A 22,917-nucleotide genomic window follows, 5' to 3' on the forward strand; every position below is an offset into this window, starting at 1 on the left:
CCGCCGCCCCCTCGCCGCGATGGGGCCGGGTCAGCGGAGCTCGGACGTCGTGACGAGGCGGATGTGCGCGGTCGCCCAGGCCCGCGTGATGTGCCGCGGGTCGTCCCCGCCGAGCGCGGCGGCCAGCGCGGCGACGGTTCCGGCGGCGGTGCGCAGGCCCGCCCGTTCCAGGTCCTCCGCGGCGCGGCCGATGCGGTCGCGCGACGCCGGCGACGCCCGCAGCAGGCCGCGCTGGGCGGCATCGGCGCAGGCGGTGAGCGCCTCGTCCAGGGCCTGCGCGAGGGGGTCGGGGACGGGCGGGGGCGGGCCGCCCAGCGCGGCGGTGCCGTCGCCGGGGGCGAGGTCGGGGACCACGACGCCGCCCTCCGTCATGACGGCGAGCGGGGCGACGAGCAGCCGGCCGCGGTCCCGGCGCACGGCGCCGCTGATGTAGCGCGGACCCGCGGCGAGCGCCTCGGCGAGGGCGTCGAGCGCGGCGGGACGGTGCGGGCTGTAGTCGGCCGAGACCACCGCCGTCGTGCCCGCGGCGTCGGCGACCAGCGCGTCCAGGCGCTGCGCGCCCGGGTGGTAGCCGATGTCGCGGACCTCGGCGACCGCCACGACGCGGACGAGCTCGGCCTCGATGCGGGGACGGACGAGACGGGGCGGCAGCGCGTCGAGGGCGCGCCCCTCCGCCGCCAGGTCCCGGACGAGGATCCCGTCCGGCAATGTCTCCCACGCCTCGCCGAGCGGCGTGACCGTGGTCTTCGCGACCCGGCCGGCGGCGACCCGGACGACACGGCGGGCGCTGCGGGTGGCGCTCTCGGACACGACGTTCGCGGCGGCGAGCGAGCGCAGCGAGGCGCCGAGGATCCGGCGGCCCGCCAGGTCGGCGCCGGTGAGCCGCTCGCCCTCGGGGACGTCCCAGCGGCGTCGCAGAACGAGCACGACCCCGGTGCCGGTGTGGGCGAGGTGGATGTCGGCCGTCCGGGTCCGGGGGGTGCCGGCGATCCGGCAGCCGAGGGCGGCGAGGCGGACGCGGCGCAGCGGCGTCTCGGCCGGTTCGCTCGTGCCGAGCACCTGGGCCCGGTCCGCGCCCCCGGCCGCGGCGCGGTGCCGGGCGTGGACCTCGGCGAGCAGCTCCGCGATCCGCCCGGGGTCGTGGTCGGCGCGGCGCTCGTGGTGGGCGGCGAGCTGGGCGGCCAGGTCGTCCAGCGCACCGGCCGGCCAGTGCAGGCCGCGGCCGGACAGTTCGGCGGCGGTGCGCTGCAGCGCGCCGGGCAGCACGGGGCCGGCGTGCGCGGCGCCGTCCAGCAGGACCTGGTCGGCGAGGTCGAGCGCCGCGTCGAGCACCCGCTCCGGCCCGTCAGCGGCGGCCGCTGCCGAGCCGCCGACGAGGAGGCGGGCCTCGTCGCCGGTCAGGCCGCGCTCGTCCGCCGCCCGGAAGGCCCACGCGGCCAGCACGGTCATCTCGCCGCGCACCGACGCGCTCGCGTCGGTGTCCACGTAGCCGAGTTCGCCCGGCACGAGGAAGCGGACGGTGCAGGTCGGCAGCTCGACCTGGGCCACCGGGTCCTGCGCGGTGGGGCGGCGGATCCGGGCGGCGTAGCCGGCGCGCAGGGTGCGCCGGGCGGCGGTGACGGCGCGCTGCCCGACCACGCCGGCGAGCGCGCCGTCGTCGAACGCCCCGGGTGACCAGGCGGTCGCGGGCTCCGGCCCGGTGCCGTCCGGTCCCGGGTCCGCCGCGCCCGCGGCGGTGCGCTGGTAGGCCAGGACGAGGCAGATCCGGTGGCGGCACGTCCCGGTCGCCGCGCAGGAGCAGGCCGCCGCCTCCAGCCCCGCGCCGGCGGGGAGGGACGTCGTGGTGCCGTCGGGGAACGTGCCCTCGACGCCGCCGTCGGGGGACACGGCGATCTCGGGGCCGTTGCCGGCGTCCAGGTCCTTGGCGGCGCGCTTGACGAGCCCGCGGTTGGCGAGGGCGGCGAGCGCGTCCGGGGTCAGGGACAGCAGGTCCGTGCGGGTCATCGGCCGATCCGTTCGGCGACGAACGCGGCGAGCTCCCCGGGGGTCATGGCGCCGACGTGGGCGCCCTCGTCGGCGAGGCGCTGCGCGGTCCCCCGGTCGTAGGACGGGTTGGCGTGCTCGTCGAGCGCGGCGAGGCCGAGCACGTGGGTGCCCTGCTGCACCAGCCGCCGCACCTCCAGGACGAGCCGCCCGGGGTCGCCGCCCTCGAAGAAGTCGGTGATCACCGCGACGATGGCCCGGCGCGGGTTCTCCACGAGCCCCGCCCCGTAGGCGACGGCCCGCGCGATGTCGGTGCCGCCGCCGAGCTGGACCTTCATCAGCAGTTCGGCGGGGTCGGTGACGTCGGCCGTCAGGTCGACCACCGCCGTGTCGAACGCGACCAGGTGCGTCTTCAGGCCCGGCAGACCCCACAGGCACGCGGCGGTGACGGCCGCGTGCACGACGGACCCGAGCATCGACCCGGACTGGTCGACCAGCAGCACGAGCTGCCACTGCTCGACGTGCCGCCGCGTCCGGGACACGAACCGGGGGTTCTCGATGTACAGCCGCTTCTCGTCCGGGCGGTAGTGCGCGAGGTTCGCGCGGATCGTCGCGTGGAAGTCGAAGTTGCGGGAGTTCTTGATCCGGCTGGGCCGCCGCGTCCGGGTGCCGTGGAAGCTGGTGCGCACCTCGGTGGCGAGCTTCTCCATGAGCTGCCGGACGACGGTCTCGACGATACGCCGGGCGAGCGCGAGCACCTCGGGGTTCATCAGGTGCTTGGTGCGCAGGACGGCGCGCAGCAGCGTCGCGTCGGGCTCGATCCGGGCGAGGACGGCCGGGTCGGTGACGACCTCGTGGATCTCGTACCGCTCGACGGCGTCGCGTTCGAGCCGCTCGATCGTCTCCTTCGGGAAGAGCCGGTGCACGGCGTCGAGCCAGTCGACGGTGGTGAGCCGGGACGGCCCGTCGCCGCCGGTCCGGTCGCCTGACGGGGACGCCTCGCCGTCGCCGGGCCCGCCGGGCCCGCGCCGCACGCCGCGCTCGCCGAGGTCGGGGTCGCGGCCGTAGAGCCAGTCGAGCGCGGCGTCCCGTTCGGCGCCCGCGCCGCCGGGCGCCCCGAGGCTCGGCTCGGCCGGCGTGCCGAGGACCAGGCGCCAGCGTTCCAGATCCGGCGGGATCACGACCCTCCCTCCCCCAGCCCCGCCGCGGCGAGGGCCCGGTCGACCCGCGTCTCCAGGGCGCGCGCCTCGGCGGCGAGGGCCGGCGAGGCGGGCGCCCGCAGCAGCGAGCGCGCGGAGCCGCGCAGGCCGCGGCGCTCCAGCAGCCCCCCGGCGATCGTCTCGCGCTCGCGCGGCGGGAAGAACTCGAACGCCTGCCGCAGCGCGGGCAGCGCCACGAGGAACTCCTCGTCGGTCAGGCCGCAGATCAACTCGTCGAGGACGCCGAGGACGGACGCGTCCGGGTCGAGCACCTCCTGCCGGGCCAGCGCGAACAGGCCGGCGAGCCAGTCGCCGAACGTCTTCGGCCCGGCCGCGCCGCGCACCGCCCGCGCCGGGTCGCCGGCGTCGCCGGCGTCGCCGAGGGCCCGCCCGAGCCCGAACGCGGCGCCCCGCAGATCGGGCGGGGCGTCCGGGTGGGCGGCGACGCGGCGGGCGACGCCGAGGGCGGCGCCGCGGTCCAGGCCGAGCGGGCCGGCGGCGTGCAGCAGCGCGTCCCGGGTCGCGGCGACGGCGCGCAGCCGGCCGAGGTCGGCGGGGGCGGGCCCGCCGCGGACCCCCTCGACCAGCCACAGCACGCGGAGCACGCACTCCTCGATGACCGTCCCGAACAGCGGGCTGCCGGCCGTGCCGAGGACGCGGTCGTGCCGCCACAGGCCGAGGACGGTGTCCAGCGCGGCCCCGAGCGCGGCGATGTCGGACGAGCCGGCGACCCCGGCGGCGATCGACGCGGCGATCCGGCCGGACTGGTCGGCGCACCCGCACAGCGCCGCGTCGAACAGCGCGCCGGCGAGCACCCGCATGTCGGTGCCGGCGGCGGTCACGCGCTCGTCCAGGGCGGCCGCCGCGGCGGCGGCGAGGGTCGGCCCGTACGCGCCCGCCTCGATGAGCGCGGAGTGCCGCCGCCCGCCGTCGTCGGCCACGTCCAGGACCCAGCGCTCCTCCAGCACCGGGTCGGTGCCGGCCGTCGGCCCCGACTCGCGCTCGGCGCCGGGGATCCGCAGGACGCGCATGCGGTGCAGGGCGCGGCTGCGCTCCAGCCCGCGCGGCGTCGTCAGCTTCAGGTGGAACGGCCCGCCGCGGCCGAGGCCGAGCCGTTCCAGTTCGGCGGTCGCGTCGTGCACGAGCGGCGGCGCGGGCGTGCGGGGGTGCAGGCGGCCGGTGCGGTCGCCGCTCAGCGCGGCGACCATCTCGACGACGGCCGGGTGGGCGCCCGGGGCGAGGGCGCCGCGGGACGTCCAGGGCAGCCGCTGGTCGAGGTCGTCGTTCACCAGCGCGGACACCAGGCCGTCCAGCAGGTCGGTGCGGGCGGGCGCGCGGTGGCCGCGCAGCCGGGTGAGGCCCTCGGTGAGGGTGCGGGCGGCGATCAGGTCGGCGGTCGAGACCACCTGCCGGCGCTCGCGCAGCCGCGCCACGACCCGCTCGATGAGCCCGGACGCGGCTCCCTCCGGGCCGCTCTCCCAGAGGCACTGGTAGTACTCGGGCGACGGCATGCCCGACTGGTATCCGGTGAAGGCGTCCAGCCGCCGGAAGGAGTAGGGCACGAGGAAGCTGCCGCCGGTCGCGCCCTCGGCGGGCTCCGGCACGTCCGGCCATCGCGTGCCGCCGCTCGCGGCGAGGGCCTCCAGGGCGGGCTTGTGGAACCCGCCCGTCACCACCACGACGGGGCGGTCGCCGGCGTCGGCGTCGGCCGCGCGGATCCACTCCGCCATGTAGGACTCCCGGGCGGTGTCGTCCTCCCCGGCCTCCGCCTCGCCGCGCAGCAGGCCGAAGTAGGCGTCGAGCCGCTCCGCCGCCCGGTCGGGGTCGATCTCGAAGAGGTGGTCCCAGAGGATGTCGGTGGTGTCGACGGCGAACTCGCGGCACAGCCGGGCGGTCACCTCCGCGTAGCGGAGCTCGGCGTCGGCGTACCGGTTGCTGCGGGCGGCGAAGGCGGGGTGCCACGCCGGCAGGTCGATGAACCGCAGCTCCGCGCCCGCCGCCCGGCCCTCGCCGAGTGCGACCCACTCCGGCGAGTACGCGCAGAACGGCGACCACGAGGCGTGCACGCGCTCGGCGTCCCGGTGGTAGCTGAAGATCGCGACGGGCGGCTCGTGGCCGAGGAGCAGCTCGTCCACCCGCGCCCCGAAGTCGGCGGGGCCCTCCACCAGCACGTACGCGGGGCGCAGCCGCCGGATCGTGTCCCGGACGAGCCGCGCGCACGCGGGGCTGTGGTGCCGCACCCCGATGAACGTGACCGCCATCAGCCGGGAAGCAGGTGCCGGGCGGCGTGCAGCGCCTCCCACTGCTCGCCGCCGCGGTGGGCCGCCTGCCGCTCCAGGTAGCGGCGCAGCCGGGCGAGGTCGTCGGGGCTGTCCTTGGCGGCCGTCCCGGCGAGGCACTCGACGATGTCGGCGGCGCCGCCCGGCTCGCCGCGCAGGAACCAGCCGCGGATGCCGATCTGGTGGGCGACCGACACCGCCTCGGCGGTGCTCATCACCGCCGACAGCCGGTCCATCGGCCGGCCCTCGCCGGTCGTGGCGTCGCGCAGCTCCCGGAACGTGGTGACCAGGACCTCCAGGACGTCCCGGCGGGGCGCGACGCCGACGCCGCTGCGCTCCAGCAGCCGGGTCGCCTCCTGCTCGACCAGGTCCAGCTCGGTCGCGAAGTCGGCGATCGGGAACACCGTCTCGAAGTTGAACCGCCGCTTGAGCGCCGCGCTCATCTCGTTGACGCCCCGGTCGCGGGTGTTCGCGGTCGCGATGACGTTGAACCCGTCCCGCGCGAACACCATCGCGTCCGGGCTCTGTTCTGTGTGGGGGGACGACCCCCCACGCCCCCCGGCAACCGCGCGGGACAGCTCGGGGACCGCGAGAACCCGGTCGGACAGCGGCGACAGCAGCGAGTCCTGCACCTCCAGCGGGCAGCGGGTGATCTCCTCGAACCGGACGATCTTCCCCTCGGCCATGCCGGTCAGCAGCGGCGCCGGTACGAGCGACCGCGCGGACGGCCCCTCCGACACCAGCAGCGCGTAGTTCCACGAGTACTTGATCTGGTCCTCTGTGGTGGCGGCGCCGCCCTGGATCGTCAGCGTGGACGCGCCGCTGACCGCCGCGGCGATCAGCTCCGACAGCAGCGACTTCGCCGTCCCCGGTTCCCCGACCAGCATCAGCCCGCGGCTCGTGGCGAGGGTGACGAGGGCCCGGTCGATGAGGGCGGTGTCGCCGACGAACTTGCGGGTGACGCCGAGCGCCTCGTCGCCGACGATGAACCGCCGCGCGGCGGTCAGGCTCAGCGCCCAGCCGGGCGGCACCGGTCCGGAGTCGTCCTCGCGGAGCCGGTCCAGCTCGTCGGCGAAGCGCACCTCCGCCGGCGGCCTCTGGTGGCGGTCGGCGCCGCTCATCGCTCCGCCGCCTCGGCGAGCGTGGTCAGGTCGGCGAGGATCTCGGACGCCATGACGTCGTCCAGCTCGCCGAACGTCAGCGGGTTGTCCTTGCGGTACCGGTAGTCGGTGAGTTCGGCGCCGAGCCACACGTAGTCGAGGACCTGGTGGTCACCGGTGGCGTCCACGTGACCGACCGAGATGCCGGGATCGAGGTCGATCAGGACGTAGCGGTCGTCGGCGACCCGCCGGGAGATCCACCGCTCGCCGCCCCCGTCCAGCGGCACGCCGCGTTCCCAGCCGAGCTTGACGAGCCCGAGGACCTTGCCGAACGGGACCTTCAGCTTCTCGAACCGCTCCAGCCGCTCGCTGTTCCGCTCGTCGTCCGTCAGCGTGTGGACGGCGCGGGTCAGCTGCGGGAACGGCTGCGTGATCTCGTAGTCCCCGAGCACCTCCGACCAGGTGCCGAGGGTGTCGCCGAGGTGCAGCGGATGGGCGATGCCGACCCGGGCCGCCGCGGGCAGGGTGAACGCGTCGTCGCCGGCGTCGGCCAGCGTCCTGTCCTCGGCGATGCGGAACGCGGTGGCGGTGTCGCCGTCCTCGCAGATCCAGACGAGGCGGCGGGCGATGTGCCAGACGAGCGGGTGGCGGACGATGAACTCGCCGAACTCGGCCGAGGTCCACCGGCGCTGCGTCACCATGGCCTGCTCCAGGCGCCGGAGCTGGTCGGAGGCGACGGTCCGGACGTCCTTCTTCAGCCCGGCGAACGCCTTGTAGGCGGCGGGCGCGAGTTCGGGGTCGTCCTTGGCGCCGGGCTTGGGCAGGGCCTTGCGGTGCTTGCCGTCCTCGTCCGCGACGAAGGGCTTCAGCTGCTCGTCGAACCGGACGACGAAGCGGCGCGGCCCGTAGTCGAGCACCATGCCGCCGTCGGCGTCCAGGCCGAAGTCGGGCACGAGCCGGTCCGCGAGCTGCTCGGTGCTGAGGCCGAGCCGGTCCGCGACCTGCCGGATCCGCTCCTGCGCCTCGAACTGCAGGCCCTTGAACTTGACCTTCTGCGCGATGCCGTGCAGATGCATCAGCGCCACGTCCGAGCCGATCTCGGCGAGGACGCCGAGGCCGTTGACGGCGTTCTTGTGCCCGCCCGCCCCCGGCCAGGCCCGGATGACCGGCGTCAGCCGCCGGACGGTCTCGTCGTCGCCGAGGCGGCCGAGCTGGCGCAGCGCCCAGCCGTCCTTGGACGGGTTCCCCGCTCCCCGCCACTGCTCGAACAGCGCCCAGCCGAACTCGGCCAGCGAATCCGGCTCGCACGCCTCTTTCAGCTCCTGCGTCCCATGGGGAGTCTGGAGGGTCAGCAGGTCGATCAGGTGGCGGGCGGCGTCCAGGGGCAGCGCGCGCTCGCGGCCCCGCAGGAGCACCTGCGGGAGCGGCGCCGGGTCCACCCATCCGCCGACCTTCGCGGGCTGGTCGAGGCCCGTCTCGGCGGGTGCCAGGGACAGCAGTTCGGCGACCGCGCCCGCGGCCTCGTCGCCATGGGCGCCGCGGGCGGCGTCCGCGATACCGGCGACTCCGTGCGCCTCCTTCAGGTACCGGAGGGCGGTCTCGGCGTGCCGCCGGTCCTTGGCCTTCTTTCCCAGCGCGGCGGGGACGAGCAGCGGCACCGCGTCGAGCCCGTGCCGGTCGAGCCACGCGCGTGCGGGGGCGAGGAACGAGCCGCGCTTGGTCGCCCACTCAGCCATGATCATGGCGACACCGGCGTCCAGGCACGGCATCAGCGGGTCCACGGCGAGATCCGGAGCCGTCGACGACGTCGGCGTGACCACGGGCAGCGCGTCCAGCCCGTACCGGGCCAGGAGGACCCGCTTCCATTGGTGGGCGTAGGCCGGGCGGCTGTAGGCGTAGTCGCGCAGGAGAGGGCGGATCAGCTCCTCCGGCCCGTGCACCAGGAGCTGCAAGGGGGCGGTCTTGGGCGTGCCCCTCCGGTACGCCTCGACGAGCATCTCCCAGTCGTCGCTGTCGGGCTTCCCTATGTGCGGATCGGTCTCCAGCCACGCCTGGCGCTCGCCCTCCCGCCACACGAGCCGGGGCTCCGGAAGGCTCAGGCCGGGCAGGACCGGGCGCCGGGGTCGCAGCCACGGGCGCTCGGTGAGCACGGCGGGCAGGTCGTCCGGTGCCGCGTCGGGGACGCGCGCGGACGTGTCGGCGACGCGCCCGACGACCGCGGCGACGTCGTCCGGCAGGTCCGGCAGGACGGCGGCGACCAGGTCGGCGTTGGCCGCGGCATGGCCGCGGAGCATGTCGTGCTCGCCGGCCCGCGCCAGCATCCGCAGCGCCCGGACGGGGAAGCGCCGGGCCGCCTCGCCCAGCGCGGCCCGGGCGTACTTCTGGTCCTGCCGATCGAGCAGTGCCTGGAACGCCTCGTCCGACGGCAGGAGGGCGATCGTCTCCAGGATGCGTTTGCGGTCCTCCGCCTCCAGGTACCCGCTGCCGGCCTCCCTGGCCAGCCAGGGCAGCGCGTCCGCGCCGAGCCCGTCCGCCAGCGTGATGAGCAGCCCCCGGCTCGCCTGGCCCCAGAAGAGACCCCGCGCCATGATCGGCGTGGTGAGCTGGTCGCCTCTCCCGAGCGCCCCCGCCGCCATCCACAGCAGGTCGTAGCGGCGTTGCGGCGGGATCGGCGCGGTGCAGCACTCGTCCACCCAGTCCTCGCGCGTCGGCACCAGGTACGACACGAGCCACCGCGTGATCCAGCCCGACCTGTGCTCCGCCAGCCGGTCGATCGCCTCTGCATAGACGGGTTCGTCCGCGGCGGCCAGCAGGTTCCGGACGCGCCGCGCGTCGTCCGCCGGCACCGCGACCTTGTGATCGTCGTTCAGGTGGACGGCGCCCACCTTGGTCCCGAACTCCGCGAACGCCGCTTCGGTACGGCTCAGCTCGACCAGCGCGCACGCCGCGAACGGGAGGCCGTGCTCGACGATCCAGGCGTCGACGAACGCGCGGTGCACCTTGTCACTGCGCGGTGACCCGAGCCGCCCGGCGCGCACCGCGGTGACGGCCGCGACCACCGCGGCCCCGGACGGATCGGCCTCCCCGTCCAGGTGCCGCCGCGCGGCCTCGGTGAGGGCCGGGTCGCCCGCGCCGCCCTCCCGCAGCGCGCCGACCCTGTCGCCTTCCTGCCCGATGAGGTCCCGGACGGCGTCCGGCGCCGCCGCGTCCACCTTGATCGTGGGGCCGGGCGCTCCGCCCCGCCGGGCGTGCAGCGACCGCCGCCACGAGTCCGGGATCGTGAGGACGTCTTCGTCGGGGAGGTGATCTTCCATGTCGCCCAACCGTAGAGGAGCACGCCGACAAATCCGCCTGATCCGGCGAGAACACGGGCCGGTGGGGGCAGGAACCCGGCCGCGGGCGGGGCCGTCCAACGGTGAACCGTTCGCTACCGGAGGGGTGGGGCGATGGGGATGGCTCGACCGGCCGGCTCCCGGGCCGAGTTGATGTCACGGGTCCAGGCGGCCGTCCAGGGGACCGCGTCCACGCTGGTGCCCACGCAGGACGGCTTCGTCGTCCACACGAGCTCGCCGTTTCGAGACCGCGAAATGATCGCCGGGGTCACGCACCACGTCCGGCTGGACGAGCGGACCAGGACGCTCACCATCACCGACGAGATCCGGGGGCGGGACGCGGAGGGCGGCCGTTCGGCGCAGCGCGGACGGTACTCCCACAGGAGCTTCGAGATGACCTTCGGCCGCCGCAAGGACGGCACGTTCGGGAAGATCGACGAGCAGCGGTTCCGCACGGACGACGCGCGCCGGCTCGTCGTGGACGCCGCCACGGCGCTCGGCTGGACGCTCCGGCGGAGCGGGGCCGAGAAGGCCGGTCTCGTCGCGGCCCTCATCGGCGCCGGCGTCGCCGGCCTCGTCCTGATCGCCGTGGTCATCGTCCTGGCGGCGGTCCTACTGCTCTAGCGGGCCTCGCGCACCGGCGCGGAACCGCGGATGGCAGGATGGCGTCCGGTCTTCTGAGGGGGGCGGGCGTGCAGGTCGGGGACGGGACGCTGGCGGTGGGCGCCGGACGGCCGGAGGCGGAGAACCACGCGCCGGCTCTGCCGGGGCCCGTGTTCGCGGCGTACTACCACCTCGCCGGGGAAGCGAGCGGCCCTTACACCTACGGGCGCGACTCGAATCCGACGTGGACGCTGCTCGAACGGGCGATCGGCGAGCTGGAGGGCGGCGCGGAGGTCGTCGCGTTCTCCTCCGGGATGGCGGCCGTCGCGGGCGTCCTGCTGTCGCAGGTGCGCGCCGGCGATGTCGTGGTCCTGCCCGATGACTGCTACCAGACCACGCGGGCGTTGAAGGACCGGCTGGAATCGTTCGGCGCGGTCGTGCGGATGGGGCCGACCGCGCGCGACGCGCAGCTGGACCTGCTGGACGGCACCCGGCTGGTGTGGCTGGAGTCGCCGTCCAATCCCCGGCTGGACGTGTGCGACATCCGGCGGATCGCCGAGGCGGCGCACGCGGCCGGGGCGCTCGTCGCGGTGGACAACACGCTGGCCACCCCGCTCGGGCAGCGCCCGCTGGACCTGGGCGCCGACTTCTCCGTCGCCAGCGACACCAAGGCCCTGACCGGGCACGGGGACCTGCTCCTCGGCCACGTCGCCACCCGCGATCCGGAGTCGGCCGACGCGGTCCGGTTCTGGCGCAAGACCGTGGGCGCCGTCCCCGGGCCCATGGAGGCGTGGCTGGCGCACCGGTCGCTCGCCACACTGCAGCTGAGGCTGGACCGGCAGGACGCGAACGCGCTCGCGGTGGCCGAGGCGCTGCGGGAGCACCCGAAGATCTCCGGGCTCAGGTATCCGGGGCTCCCGGACGACCCGGCCCACGAGGTCGCGGCCCGGCAGATGCGGCGGTACGGCTGCGTCGTGTCGTTCTCGCTGCGGGACGAGGCGGCCGCGGAGGCGTTCCTCGGCTCGCTGCGGCTCGTCATGCAGGCCACCAGCTTCGGCGGCGTGCACAGTTCCGCGGAGCGGCGCGGGCGATGGGGCGGCGACGCCGTCGATCCCGGCTTCGTGCGCTTCTCCGTCGGGGTCGAGGACACCGGCGACCTCGTGGCGGACGTCCTCCAGGCTCTGGCGAAAATCCCATGATCGACGATGGCCGCCGGCTGTAGCGTGGCGGCCCATGAGCGACGCGCGGGCACTCCTGGAGAGCGGTGACATCGCCGGGCTGATCCGGCATCTGCGTTTCAACGCGGACGGCATGGACCTGGCCGAGGTCGGGCGTCTGATGGAGGGCGCGGCGACCCTGTCGGGATTCGACGACATGCGCGAGGCGGCCGCGGCGATGGCCCGCGAGCAGACACCGCAGGAGCTGTACGACTTCGGCTACGCGTGCATCGAACGCGGCATCGCGTTCCTGGCGATTCCGCCGCTGCGGCGGGCGCTGGAGATGCTGCCCGACGAGCCCGCGCTGCTGATGGAGCTCGTGTCGGCCCTGGAGCGCGAGAACCGGCACGCCGAGGCCGTCGCGGCACTGGAACCGCGTGTCGACTCCCTGGACCCGTGGCCCGCACGGTACCTGCTCGCCTACAACGCGCTGTTCTCCGGCGACCTGGCCCGCGCGGAGCACGAGGCGGGGCGGCTGCCCGCGCCGGACGACACCTGGACGCCCGCCCGCGACCGGCTGGCGCGCATGCTCCAGCGGGCCCGCGCGGTGCGGGACGTCAGCCCCCTCGACGGCACCGACCTGCGCGGCTGGCACTACGCGCTCGGCGGGAGCGTCCTGCTCACCATCTCGCCGTACGGGTACGGCGACGGGATGACCGGCCGGTTCGCCTTCACCTCGGACGCCTTCTCGACGTGCCGGCGCAGCCTCGACCGGCTGCGGCTGGTCCTGGACGCGGCGGGCCGGCGGCCCACGTCGGTCGGGCTGCTGCCCGACCGGTCGAGCCGGATCCTGGGGCTGGCCGCGGCGCGGCTGCTCGGGCTGCCCGCCGAGCCGTTCGCCCCGGGGCGTCCCGGTGTGCTCGCGGTCGCCTACGACCTGAACGAGACGGACGCCGAGGGGCTGTGGGAACGGGCCGAGGGCCAGGTGCTGTTCGAGCACGCGACGTGCTGGACGGACCCGCCGGCGGTGAGCGCCGACGTCACCGGCCTCCTGCACCAGGTGGTGAAGGCGCCGTGGGGCGAGCAGCTCCGGTTCTCGCCGAGCGGCGAGACCGAGACCGTCCCGCCGGACGAGCGCCCCGTGGAGGAGCTGGCCGAGGAGATCGTCCGCGCCGATCCCCACGAGCCCGACGACGGCGCGGACGACGGCGCGCCGCCCGACCCCGACGAGGTGCTCGCCGGTTTCGCCCGCGCGGCGGCCGGCCGGTGGCTCAGCGGCCCGAGGGACACGGTGCATTCCCCCGGGCCGGTGCCGAGCAGCAGGTTCGTCTAGGAGGCGGTCAGGTTCTCCAGGTCGGCGAGCAGCTCGGAGACGAGGACCGCGTCCAGGTCGGCGAGGCCGTTCTCGGCCGTGCGGGACGGGTGGTACTCCCCGGCCGCCCGGCCGGCCCGGACGCGCGCGATCTTCTGCTCGGGGAACAGGTCGACGGAGCCGGCGGCGACGCCGGGGCTCAGCTCGACCACGACGGTCACCTTCGGGTCGAGTGTCCAGGAGATCCAGTGCTCGACGCCACCGTCCTGCGGGGCGCCGCGCCGCCAGCCCATCCGGGTGAGGCCGAGGATCTTCCCGGTCGGGACGGTCAGGCCCTCGAACCGCTCCAGCCGGCCGTCCGCGGCCTCCCCGTCGGCGAGGGTGCGGACGGGCCGGCCGAGCTGCGGGAACGGCTGCAGGATCTCGTAGTCGGCGAACAGCTCCGACCACGCGCCGAGCGAGTCGCCCAGCCGCAGCGGATGGGCGAGCTGGACCGTCGCCGCCTCCGGAAGCTCGACCGCGTCGTCGTCGAGGTCGGCGAACGTGCGGTCCTCCGCGATGCGGAAGGCCCGGTCGCCGCTCAGCCAGACCAGCCGGCGGGCGAGGTGCCACATCAGCGGGTGGCCGACGAGGAACTCGGCGAACTCGGCGCGCGCCCAGGCGCGGCCCATGACCATGGACGACTCCAGCCGGGCCACCTCGCCGGACGCGACCGCGCGGACGTCCTTCTTCAGCTCCGCGAACCGCTTGTGGGCGGCGGGCGCGAGGTCCGGGTCGTCCTTCGCCCCCGGCTTGGGCAGCGACTTGCGGGGCCGGCCGTTCTCGTCGGCGATGGTGGGCCTGAGCTGCTCGTCGAAGCCGACCATGAACCGGCGCGGACCGTAGTCGAGCGTGAGCGTCCCGGCGGAGTCCAGGCCGAACCGCGGGACGAGCCGGTCGGCCAGCCGGTCCGGCGTCAGGCGCTCCCGCTTCGCCACCGCCTCCAGCCTGCGCTCCGCCTCGGCCTTCAGCCCCTTGTACTTGGACTTCCGCGCGATGCCGCTGATGTGCGTCAGGGCCACGTCGCCGCCGATCTCGGCGAGCACGCCGAGGCCGTGGACCGCGCGGCCGTAGCCGCCGCTCTCCCCTGGCCACCTCCTGATGTGCGGGGCGAGGAGGCGGACCGTCTCCTCGTCGCCGAACCGGCCGAGCATGGACAGCACGAAGCCGCTGCGGCCCGGAAGGCCCGCCTCCAGCCAGGCCGCGAACAGCGCCCGCGAGAACTCCGCCAGCGCCTCCCGCCCGCAGACCTCGACCGCCCCGTCCAGGACCGGGTTCACGTCGATCCCCCGGCTTCCCGGCACCGTCATGGCGAGCAGCAGGTTGCGGACCGCGTCGGGCGCGAGCTCCCCGCCCCCTCGCAGCGCGGGTCCGGGCAGCGCGTCCAGGTCCAGCCACTTGGGCAGGGGCGGCGGCGTGTACGGGGGTTCGGCGGGGGCCGCGTCGGGCGGCGCGGCGGCGAGAAGGGCGGCGACCGCCGCGGCGGCCTCGTCCCCGTGGACGCGGGCCGCCCCGGCGACGTCCCCGTCGATGAACCGCAGCGCCTTGACGGCGTTGCGGCGGGGGCCGACGCGCTTGCCCAGCGCGTCCGGGACCAGGTACGGGACGGCCGCGAGCCCGTGCCGCCCGAACCACGTGCGGGCGATCTCCTGCGCCGACTTGAGCCGGTAGAGCCAGTCGGCGAACAGCCGGGCGACGTCGGCGGACAGGAACGGCAGCAGGATCGGGCCTGTGCCGAACGGGTTCTGCTTCGCCAGGCGGAACGCCACGTCCCACGCGTCGGTCTCGTAGCGCGCCACGATCGGCTGGAGCGAATGGTCGAAGTCCCACGTCACACGGGGTTTCCAGCCTGCCAGCAGCGGCCGGGCGAGATGCTCGGGGGCCTGCGCGAGGAACCCGGCCCGGGTGGGCTCGTAGCCCATCCGGCCGTCCCGGAACTTCTCGGCGGCCTCCTCCCACTCGTCGTCCTGCCAGGATCCGTAGGGGCGCGTCTTCGCCCACCGCTCGCGCTCGCCGGGTTCCCAGCGGACGGCGCGCCCGTCCGGCGGCGTCAGGCCGGGGACGAGGATCGGCTCGTCGCCGGGCGGCCCGGCAGCGGCGGGCCTGCGCTTCCACGGCGGGTCCAGCAGGGGCTTCGGCACGTCCATGGGCGTCTCTCTCAGGTCAGGGTCGCGAGGTCGGCGAGTATTTCGGAAGCGGTCACCGGATCGAGGTCGGCGAAGGACGCCGTCGACCCACCGCCCCTCCAGAGTTGGTCGGGGCGCCGGGTGAGGGCGACGGCGCGCAGCGTCTGGTCGGGCAGCGCGTCCACGGCGCCGACCGCGATACCGGGGTCGAGGTCGATGGCGAGGCACCGGTCGCCCGGGAGCCGCCGGGAGATCCAGCACTCGACGCCGGCGTCCTGCGGCGCGCCGCGTTCCCAGCCGCGCGAGGTCAGCCCGAGCACCTTCCCGACCGGGACGGTCAGGCCCTCGAACCGGGGCAGCCGCCCGCCGGCGCGCTCCTCGTCCGCCAGCCGGTGGACGGCGCGTCCGAGCTGCGGGAACGGCTGGAGGATCTCGTAGTCGGCGAACACCTCCGACCACGCGCCGAGCGAGCCGTCCAGGTCGACGGGGTGCGCGACGCCGACGGCCGCGGAGCCCGCGAGGGTGAGGACGTCGTCGTCCACGTCGGCGAAGGTGCCGTCTTCGGCGACGCGGAACGCGGTGGTCGCGCCGCCGTACCCGTCGCCGTCCCTGTCCCCGTCACAGGCCAGCCAGACCAGGCGCCGGACGATGTGCCGGACGAACGGATGCCCGGCCAGCAGCTCCTCGAACTCCCGCACGGGCCAGCGGCGCCGCGTGACCATGCACGTCTCCAGGCGTCGGAGCTGGTCGGCGGCGACCGTCCGGACGTCCTTCTTCAGCGTCGAGTAGGCCTTGTAGGCGGCGGGCGCGAGGTCGGGATCGTCCTTCGCGCCGGGCTTGGGAAGGGCCTTGCGGCGCTTGCCGCTCTCGTCCGACACGAAGGGCCTGAGCTGCTCGTCGAACCCGACGACGAACCTTCGCGGGCCGTAGTCGAGGGTCATGGTCCCGCCCGCGTCCAGCCCGAAGTCGGGGACGAGCCGGTCGGCGAGCCGCTCGGCGGTCAGCTCCAGCCCCGCGGCGACCTCGGCGATCTTGTCCTGCGCCCGGGCCCGCAGCGCCTTGAACCTGACCCGCTGCGCGATGCCGTGCAGGTGCATGAGGGCGACGTCGGTGCCGATGGCGGCGAGCACGTCCAGGCCGGCGACCGCCTTGGCGTGCCCGCCGTCGCCCGGCCACGCCCGGATCACCGGGGTCAGCCGGCGGACGGTCCCGTCGTCGCCGGTCAGGCCGAGCTGGGTGAGCGCCCAGCCGTCCTTGGACGGCACGCCCTGCGCCTCCCACTGCCGGAACAGGCCCCAGCCGAACTCGGCGAGCGACTCCCGGTCGCACAGGTCGCGGACGGCGTCCACCCCGGCGTAGACCTCGCCGGGCCTGGACATCGCGAGCATCGTCACGACGTGGCGCGCGGCGGCGTCCGGCAGCGCGCGGGCACGGTCGCGCAGGAGGATCTGCGGGAGCAGACGCACGTCGGCCCAGTCCCCGGCCTGGGGGATCTTCGAGGGCAGCAGGTCCAGCGGATCGACGGCCAGCAGCGCCTCGATCGCCGCCGCGGCCGCGTCCCCGTGGACGCGCGCCGCCTCGACGACGGCTTCGGCGCTCTCTCCGGCCGCGATGCGGCGCAGTGCGGTCTCGGCGGCGCGCCGTCCGGCACCGGCCTTGCCCAGCGCCGGAGGGAGCAGCGCGGGGACGGCACCGAGGCCGTGCCGCCGGAACCAGGCCCGCGCCGTCTTCCCGGCCTGCTTGAGCCGGACGAGCCAGTCGGCCATCAGCCGGGCGACGTCGTCGCTCAGGTAGGGAAGCAGGATCCCGCCGGCGCCCGCCGGGTCGCGGCGCGCCGCGAACACCGCGGCGTCCAGCGCGTCCAGTTCGAAACGGGCGACGACGACCCGCATCCACTCGCCCACGTCCCAGGGGTCGGGCGGTTCCCACCCCGCGAGCAGCGGCCGCACGAGGTCCTCGGGTCCCTCCACGAAGAACAGCGGGTGCATGTGGGCCGGCAGGCCGCCCTTCTCGAACTTCTCCGCCTGGACGTGCCAGTCCAGCCGATCGACCCAGCGCCACAGATGGTGCAGGTCGACCGTCCACTCGTCCCGCTCGCCCGGCTCCCAGGCGATGGAGCGCGCGCCGGGCGAGCCGAGGTCCTTGATCACGACGGGCCTGGCCCTCGACCGGGGACGCGTCCACGGCGGATCGGCGAGCAGCGGCGGCAGCGCGCCGTCCGGCGCCTCCGGCAGCCGCACGATGGACGCGCGGGCCGCCTCGACCGCGGCGCGCGACTCCTCCGGAAGCTCCGGCGGCATCGCCTCCGCGAGATCCGGATGGGTGAGCAGATGCGCCCGCAGCAGCTCCTCGACCTCGGGCCCGCGCGGCGCCGCGGCCAGCAGCCGCAGCGCCCGCCCGGGGAACGTCCGGGCCGCGGCCGACAGCGCGGGCCGGACGTACTTGCGGTCGAACCGGTCCACGAGCGCCTGGAACGCCTCGTCGACCGGCAGGCGCGCCAGGGCGTCCAGCAGGTTCCGGGAGGTGTCGCCGTCGACGTACCGGTCGTCCAGCGCCCTGGCGAGCAGGGGCACCGCGGCGGACGGTCCGACACCGTCCACGACGGTCGCGACGATGCTGGGGCTCCGGTCGTAGTAGCCGAGCGGCAGGGCGGCCGGGTCGACCTGCTCCGGTGCCCCGAGCGAGCAGAACAGCATCCAGCGGAAGGTCAGGTGATGGGGCAGTCGCGCGATCAGCGGGTCGGTGAAGACCTCGTCCGCCCAGTCCAGCCGGGTCGGCACGAGATAGGAGACGACCATGCTCTGGAGGGACGTCCGCCGCGCGCCCGCCAGCCCCGCGACGGCCTCCGCGTACACGCCTTCGCCGGCGGCGGCCAGCAGCGACCGGAGGTGGCGCGCCGCCCGCTCGTCCGCCCACCAGCCGCCGACGTGGTCGGACTGCCGGCGGGCGCGGACGCCGCCCCAGGTCCTCCTGCTCCCGGCCTGGACGTAGTCGACCGTGATCTCGCACAGTTCGGCGTAGGCGCGGGCGGCGAAGGGCAGGCCGTGCTCGGCCGCCCACGCGTCCCGGAACGGGTCCTCCCCGCCGGATTCGCGCAGCCCCCGCAGGGACACCGCCGCCGCCGCGACCACCGCCGCGCCCAGCGGATCACGTTGCCCGTTCAAGTGGGTGCGAGCGCGCTCGGCGAGCTCGGGGGCCGTTCCCGGCAGGGCGAGGACGGTCTCGATCTCCGAGTACGCCCCGTCCACGAGCGCCCGTGCCTTCCGGGCCGCCGACGCGTCGATCCGCGCCTCCGGCCATGGCCCCGGGCGGTCGCGGCGTGGATGGGCGAGCCTCCGCCACGCGTCCGGCATCGCCCAGGTGTTCTCGTCCGCCGCGGTCGCCATGGAGCCACACCGTAGAGGAGATCACCGACAAAGCGGATCAGCTTCCGGAACGCATGTCCCGCTCGACGGCGTCGGCGGCCTTGCGGGCGGCGATCAGCACCGGGTCCCAGACGGGCGAGAACGGCGGCGCGTACCCGAGGTCGAGGCCCGTCATCTCCTCGACCGTCATGCCGTTCCACAGCGCGATCGCCAGGCCGTCCACGCGTTTGGCGGCGTTCTCCTTCCCGACGATCTGCGCGCCGAGCAGCCGCCCGGACCGGCGCTCGGCGATCAGCTTGGTCGTCATCCCCATCGCGCCGGGGTGGTAGCCGGCGCGGGTGGTGGACTCCACGACCACGCTCAGCGTCGCGAACCCCGCCGCGGCCGCCTCGCGCTCGTTCAGCCCCGTCCGCGCGACCTCGACGTCGCAGATCTTCGAGACGGCGGTCCCGGCGACGCCGGGGAAGGTGGCGTAGCCGCCGCCGAGGTTGACGCCGGCGACGCGGCCCTGCTTGTTGGCGTGCGTGCCGAGCGCGATCGCGACCGGGGCGCCGGAGACCAGGTGCCGGGTCTCGACGCAGTCGCCGGCCGCCCACACCCGCTCGGTGCGGGTGCGCATCCGCCGGTCGGTGACGATGCCGCCGGTCGGGCCGGTCTCGACCCCGGCGTCCCGGGCCAGTCCGGAGGCCGGTCGCACGCCCAGCCCGAGGACGACCAGGTCCGCGGGGAGCGTGCGGCTCCCCGTCCGGACGGCGGTGACGCGCCCCTCCGGTGATGTGTCGAAGCCCTCCACGGGCTCGCCCAGGTACAGCGTCACGCCGATGCCGCGCATCGCGTCCGCGACGATGGCGCCCATGTCCGGATCGAGGGTCCGCATCGGCTGGTCGGCGGCGTCGACGAGGGAGACCTCCAGGCCGCGCATCACCATCGCCTCGGCCATCTCCAGGCCGATGTAGCCGCCGCCCACGACGACGGCGCGGCGCGGTTCGTCCTCTTCGAGGACGCGACGGATCGCGACCCCGTCGCCGAGGACCTGCACGCCGTGGACGCCGGCGGCGTCCGCCCCGGGCAGCCGCGGGCGGATCGGGTCGGCCCCGGTCGCGATCATGAGGTGGTCGTAGGGCTCCCAGCGCTCCCCGTCCTCGTCCCCGTTCCCGGCCCCGTCGAGGGACCGGACGCGCACCCGGGCGCCGTCCAGGTCGATCCCGGTGGCCTCGGTGCGCAGCCGCAGGTCGATGCCGCGGTCGCGGAACTCGGCGGGCGTGCGGGCGATGAGCGCGTCGAGGTCGTCGACCACGCCGCCGACGTAGTACGGGATGCCGCACGCGGAGTAGGACGCGTGCCACCCGCGCTCGAACACGACGATCTCCAGCTCGTCCGGGCCGCGCCTCCGGCGGGCCTGGGACGCGGCGCTCATCCCCGCGGCGTCACCGCCGATGACGAGCAGGCGTTCGCGTGCGGCCATGCCGGACTCCTCCCCTTGATGATCGTCCTACTCCAGACCGTAGACCCGGCGGGCGTTGCCCGAGGCGATCATCTCCGCGACGCGCGCGGCGTCCCGGGACGTCCAGGCGCCGTCCTCCACTCCCCCGGCCAGGAACCCGGCGAGCCCGTGCCGGAACAGCAGGGCGCCCAGGTGGTACAGCTCCGCGAGCCCGAACGCGTCGGAGGAGTACAGCACCTTCCCGAAGGGGGCCAGCTCCAGCAGCTCGGCGATCAGCGCGGGCGAGCGGTGGCCGAGGTTGTGGGTGGCGAGGCCCGCGTCGACGTACACGTTGGGGAGCACCTGCGCCAGGTAGCCGGCGTGCCGGTGGAACGGGTAGTTGTGCAGCAGCATCGCCGGGACGGGGTCCATCGCCCGGAGCAGCTCGATGAGCAGCAGCGGGTCGCCGCGGCGCAGGTCGGCGTCCACGTCCCCGTACCCGACGTGGAACTGGACGGGCAGCCCGGCGTCCACCGCGCACCACACGAGGAACCGGTGCAGGATCTCGTCGCAGACGCGCGGCGGCTCGCCGCCGCTCTCCGCGGCGAGCATCAGCTGCCCGGCCGCGCCGGTGACCTCCGCCTCGGACGGCCGCACGCCCGACAGCTCCAGCCCGGCCCGGTAGGCGGCGACGGACTTGGCGCCGGCGGCGTCCCGGCCCTCGATCCGGGAGCGCACCTCGCCGGCGAACCGGGCCGCCTCGACGCCGTCCGCGACCACCTGCTCGGCGACGGACTCCAGCCGGACGATCTCGTGCGCCGCCGCGCCGGCGAGGCGTCCGAGGTCGGGCGGGTCGAGCAGGGCGGCCGGGCTGTAGCCGGTGTCGACGCAGAGCGCGTCCAGCCCGGCGGCCTCCAGGAAGCGGCGGTTGACCTCGTCCGCACCCAGCTCGGCCCGGCGGGACAGGTACTCGGCGGGCTCCGCGTGCGCCTCCAGGCCGAGGACGGGCGGGCACCAGCGCCGCAGCGCGAACCCGACCTGGGTGTCGAACATGCTCACCCCCGGCGGGCCGGCGGTCTCGGCCTCGGTGAGCATCTCCTCGAACTCCGCCCGGCCGGGGTCCTCGCCGAGGACGCCGTGGCAATGGTGGTCGACCAGCGGCAGCGACTCCAGATACTCCAGCACGGCATCCGCCTTCCTCCCTCGAACCGGCCCCTGTTCTCCCTACGATGCCCTTACGGACCGTGTTCGTGCCTCATTCACCCTGATCGGGAGTCAGCACCGTGGAACCGACCTCTGTCACCGCCCCGGAAGGACCGGCCCCCGGCGTGCGGCCGCTCGACGGGCACGAGCGCGCCCGGCTCGGCGCACGCGCGGCGGAGGCGGCGCGGAGGATGGCCGGGCAGGGCCTCGTGGCCGTGGCGCTGACGTGGGTGGACGTCAGCGGGATCACCCGCACCAAGACGGTCCCGGTGGAGCGGCTGGAGCACGCCGCGGCGTGGGGCGTCGGGATGTCCCCGGTGTTCGACGTGTTCCTGCTGGACGACTCGATCGTGTCCGGGCGCCACATCGGCGGCCCGGTCGGGGACCTGCGGCTGCATCCCGACCTGGACCGGCTCGTCCCGCTGGCCGCGCTGCCGGGCTGGGCGCACGCGCCCGCGCACCGGTACGCGCAGGACGGCACCGTCCACCCGCTGGACACCCGGGCCCTGCTGCGCCGCGAGGCCGACCGCCTGGCCGGGGAGGGCTGGACGGTCAGGGCGGCGTTCGAGATCGAGTGGGCGGTGTCGAAGGGCGACGGGGACGAGTTCTCTCCGGCCTGCAAGGGCCCCGCCTACGGAATGACGCGGGTCACCGAGCTGGCGGGCTACCTGCGGGACGTCCTGAAGGCGCTGCGGGAGACCGGCGTGACGGTCGTGCAGCTGCATCCCGAGTACGCGGCGGGGCAGTACGAGGTGTCGGTGGCCGCCGAGGAGCCGGTGGGCGCGGCCGACACCGCCGTCCTGGTCAGGGAGACGATCCGGGCGGTGACGATGGAGCACGGCATGGCCGCGTCGTTCTCCCCGAAGGTCGAGGCGGACTCGGTCGGCAACGGCGCGCACGTGCACCTCAGCCTGTGGCGGGAGGACGCGGCGGACGGGCCGGCGAACGCGATGGCGGGCGGCCGCGGCCCGTGCGGCATGACGGCGGCCGGGGAGGCGTTCACCGCCGGGATCCTGCGCCGGCTGCCGGCGCTGCTCGCGGTCGGCGCGCCGTCGGTGGCGAGCTACCTGCGGCTGATCCCCTCGCACTGGGCGGGCGCGTTCGCGTGCTGGGGGCTGGAGAACCGGGAGGCCGCGCTGCGGTTCGTCACGGGCGCCGAGGGCGAGCGCGCGACCGCGGCGAACCTGGAGGTCAAGTGCGTGGACGGCGCCGCCAACCCGTACCTGCTCCTCGCGGCGCTGCTCGCGGCGGGCCGGGACGGCCTCGGCACCGGCCTGACGCTGCCGGAGCCGGTCGGCACGGACCCCGCCGGTCTCGCGGAGGAGGAGCGCGCCGCCCGGGGCATCGCCGCGCTGCCGGTGTCGCTCGGGGAGGCGGTCGCGGCGTTCGAGGCGGACACCGTCCTGCGGGACGCGCTCGGCGAGGCCGTCACCGACACCGTGTCGGCGGTGCGGCGCGGGGAGATCGCGCTGCTGGACGGGGCGACGCCGCAGCAGGTGGCCGCGGCCACCCGCTGGCGGCACTAGCCGAGCTTCGCCCCGGACGCCCCGTCGCGTCCGGCGGACACGACCGGTCCCGGCTCGAAGCGCTGCACGCGCATCTGCAGGCGCCCGCAGGCACAGCGGGTGTAGGTCACCACGCCCTCGGAGGTCAGGTGCCGCGACAGCACCTCGTACACATCGGACTCAGGCCAGCCACAGCGTGGGCATTCCACCGCGCATCCCCAGGGACGACGTCTGTAAGGGTTATAACTAAGATATCATTTACTGCACGGTGGCGGGACCGGAGGCCGGGGT

14 protein-coding genes are annotated in these 22,917 nt (G+C 75.5%); 4 read left to right on the top strand and 10 right to left on the bottom strand.

Annotated features, from left to right (window positions below; genetic code table 11):
• Positions 1-30: 30 nt before the first annotated feature.
• The 5 genes from K8Z49_RS10425 to K8Z49_RS10445 are packed head-to-tail and all read right to left on the bottom strand — an operon-like array spanning position 31 to position 9,875.
• Positions 31-2,004 (bottom strand): hypothetical protein, encoded by a 1,974-nt coding sequence (locus K8Z49_RS10425; protein WP_412518389.1) that lies wholly within the window; start codon positions 2,002-2,004, stop codon positions 31-33.
• Entirely contained in the window at positions 2,001-3,164 is a 1,164-nt protein-coding gene (locus K8Z49_RS10430) for a VWA domain-containing protein (RefSeq protein ID WP_412518391.1), read from the bottom strand. Before K8Z49_RS10430 ends, K8Z49_RS10425 begins: the two co-directional genes overlap by 4 nt.
• Positions 3,161-5,443: a DUF5682 family protein gene (locus tag K8Z49_RS10435; protein ID WP_412518393.1), complete on the bottom strand. Its 2,283-nt coding sequence runs from the start codon at positions 5,441-5,443 to the stop codon at positions 3,161-3,163. The genes K8Z49_RS10430 and K8Z49_RS10435 overlap by 4 nt, the downstream gene beginning before the upstream one ends.
• Positions 5,443-6,582, bottom strand: coding sequence for an ATP-binding protein (locus K8Z49_RS10440; RefSeq protein WP_412518395.1), 1,140 nt, complete (start codon positions 6,580-6,582; stop codon positions 5,443-5,445). The genes K8Z49_RS10435 and K8Z49_RS10440 overlap by 1 nt, the downstream gene beginning before the upstream one ends.
• Positions 6,579-9,875 carry a DUF4132 domain-containing protein gene (locus tag K8Z49_RS10445; RefSeq protein ID WP_021595575.1) on the bottom strand — a complete coding sequence of 1,099 codons (3,297 nt, stop codon included), beginning with the start codon at positions 9,873-9,875 and terminating at the stop codon, positions 6,579-6,581. Before K8Z49_RS10445 ends, K8Z49_RS10440 begins: the two co-directional genes overlap by 4 nt.
• A 132-nt stretch (positions 9,876-10,007) precedes the next feature.
• On the opposite strand from K8Z49_RS10445, the gene K8Z49_RS10450 reads away from it, so the two are divergent.
• The 3 genes from K8Z49_RS10450 to K8Z49_RS10460 all read left to right on the top strand — a co-directional run bounded on the left by K8Z49_RS10450 (position 10,008) and on the right by K8Z49_RS10460 (position 12,986).
• A complete protein-coding gene (locus tag K8Z49_RS10450) occupies positions 10,008-10,517 on the top strand; it encodes a hypothetical protein (RefSeq protein ID WP_146877446.1) in 510 nt (169 codons plus the stop codon).
• Between the two features lie 68 nt (positions 10,518-10,585).
• Entirely contained in the window at positions 10,586-11,695 is a 1,110-nt protein-coding gene (locus K8Z49_RS10455) for a cystathionine gamma-lyase (protein ID WP_412518397.1), read from the top strand.
• A 34-nt stretch (positions 11,696-11,729) separates the two neighbouring features.
• Positions 11,730-12,986, top strand: a complete 1,257-nt coding sequence (locus K8Z49_RS10460; RefSeq protein WP_111831328.1) for a tetratricopeptide repeat protein — start codon at positions 11,730-11,732, stop codon at positions 12,984-12,986.
• On the opposite strand, the gene K8Z49_RS10465 is transcribed toward K8Z49_RS10460, so the two are convergent.
• Genes K8Z49_RS10465 through K8Z49_RS10480 form a run of 4 tightly spaced genes read right to left on the bottom strand, consistent with a single transcriptional unit; the run spans position 12,983 to position 21,103 of the window.
• The gene (locus K8Z49_RS10465) at positions 12,983-15,151 is read right to left on the bottom strand and encodes a DUF4132 domain-containing protein (RefSeq protein WP_111831327.1); all 2,169 of its coding nucleotides are present in this window, start codon (positions 15,149-15,151) and stop codon (positions 12,983-12,985) included. The two genes, K8Z49_RS10460 and K8Z49_RS10465, sit on opposite strands and share 4 nt — an antisense overlap.
• An 11-nt stretch (positions 15,152-15,162) precedes the next feature.
• The gene (locus K8Z49_RS10470; RefSeq protein WP_412518400.1) at positions 15,163-18,516 is read right to left on the bottom strand and encodes a DUF4132 domain-containing protein; all 3,354 of its coding nucleotides are present in this window, start codon (positions 18,514-18,516) and stop codon (positions 15,163-15,165) included.
• A gap of 37 nt (positions 18,517-18,553) precedes the next feature.
• Entirely contained in the window at positions 18,554-19,960 is a 1,407-nt protein-coding gene (locus K8Z49_RS10475) for an FAD-dependent oxidoreductase (protein ID WP_412518402.1), read from the bottom strand.
• Positions 19,961-19,987: 27 nt separating this feature from the next.
• The gene (locus tag K8Z49_RS10480) at positions 19,988-21,103 is read right to left on the bottom strand and encodes an amidohydrolase family protein (RefSeq protein ID WP_075020550.1); all 1,116 of its coding nucleotides are present in this window, start codon (positions 21,101-21,103) and stop codon (positions 19,988-19,990) included.
• A 98-nt stretch (positions 21,104-21,201) separates the two neighbouring features.
• Here K8Z49_RS10480 and K8Z49_RS10485 point away from each other — a divergent pair, with 98 nt between their 5' ends.
• The gene (locus tag K8Z49_RS10485; protein ID WP_412518404.1) at positions 21,202-22,647 is read left to right on the top strand and encodes a hypothetical protein; all 1,446 of its coding nucleotides are present in this window, start codon (positions 21,202-21,204) and stop codon (positions 22,645-22,647) included.
• Here K8Z49_RS10485 and K8Z49_RS10490 read toward each other — a convergent pair.
• On the bottom strand, positions 22,644-22,799 hold the full coding sequence (locus K8Z49_RS10490) for a hypothetical protein (RefSeq protein WP_021595566.1): 156 nt from the start codon (positions 22,797-22,799) through the stop codon (positions 22,644-22,646). The two genes, K8Z49_RS10485 and K8Z49_RS10490, sit on opposite strands and share 4 nt — an antisense overlap.
• Positions 22,800-22,917: the final 118 nt, after the last annotated feature.

Origin of the sequence: Actinomadura madurae (assembly GCF_047130825.1) — a bacterium.
Classification (GTDB): Bacteria; Actinomycetota; Actinomycetes; order Streptosporangiales; family Streptosporangiaceae; genus Spirillospora; species Spirillospora madurae.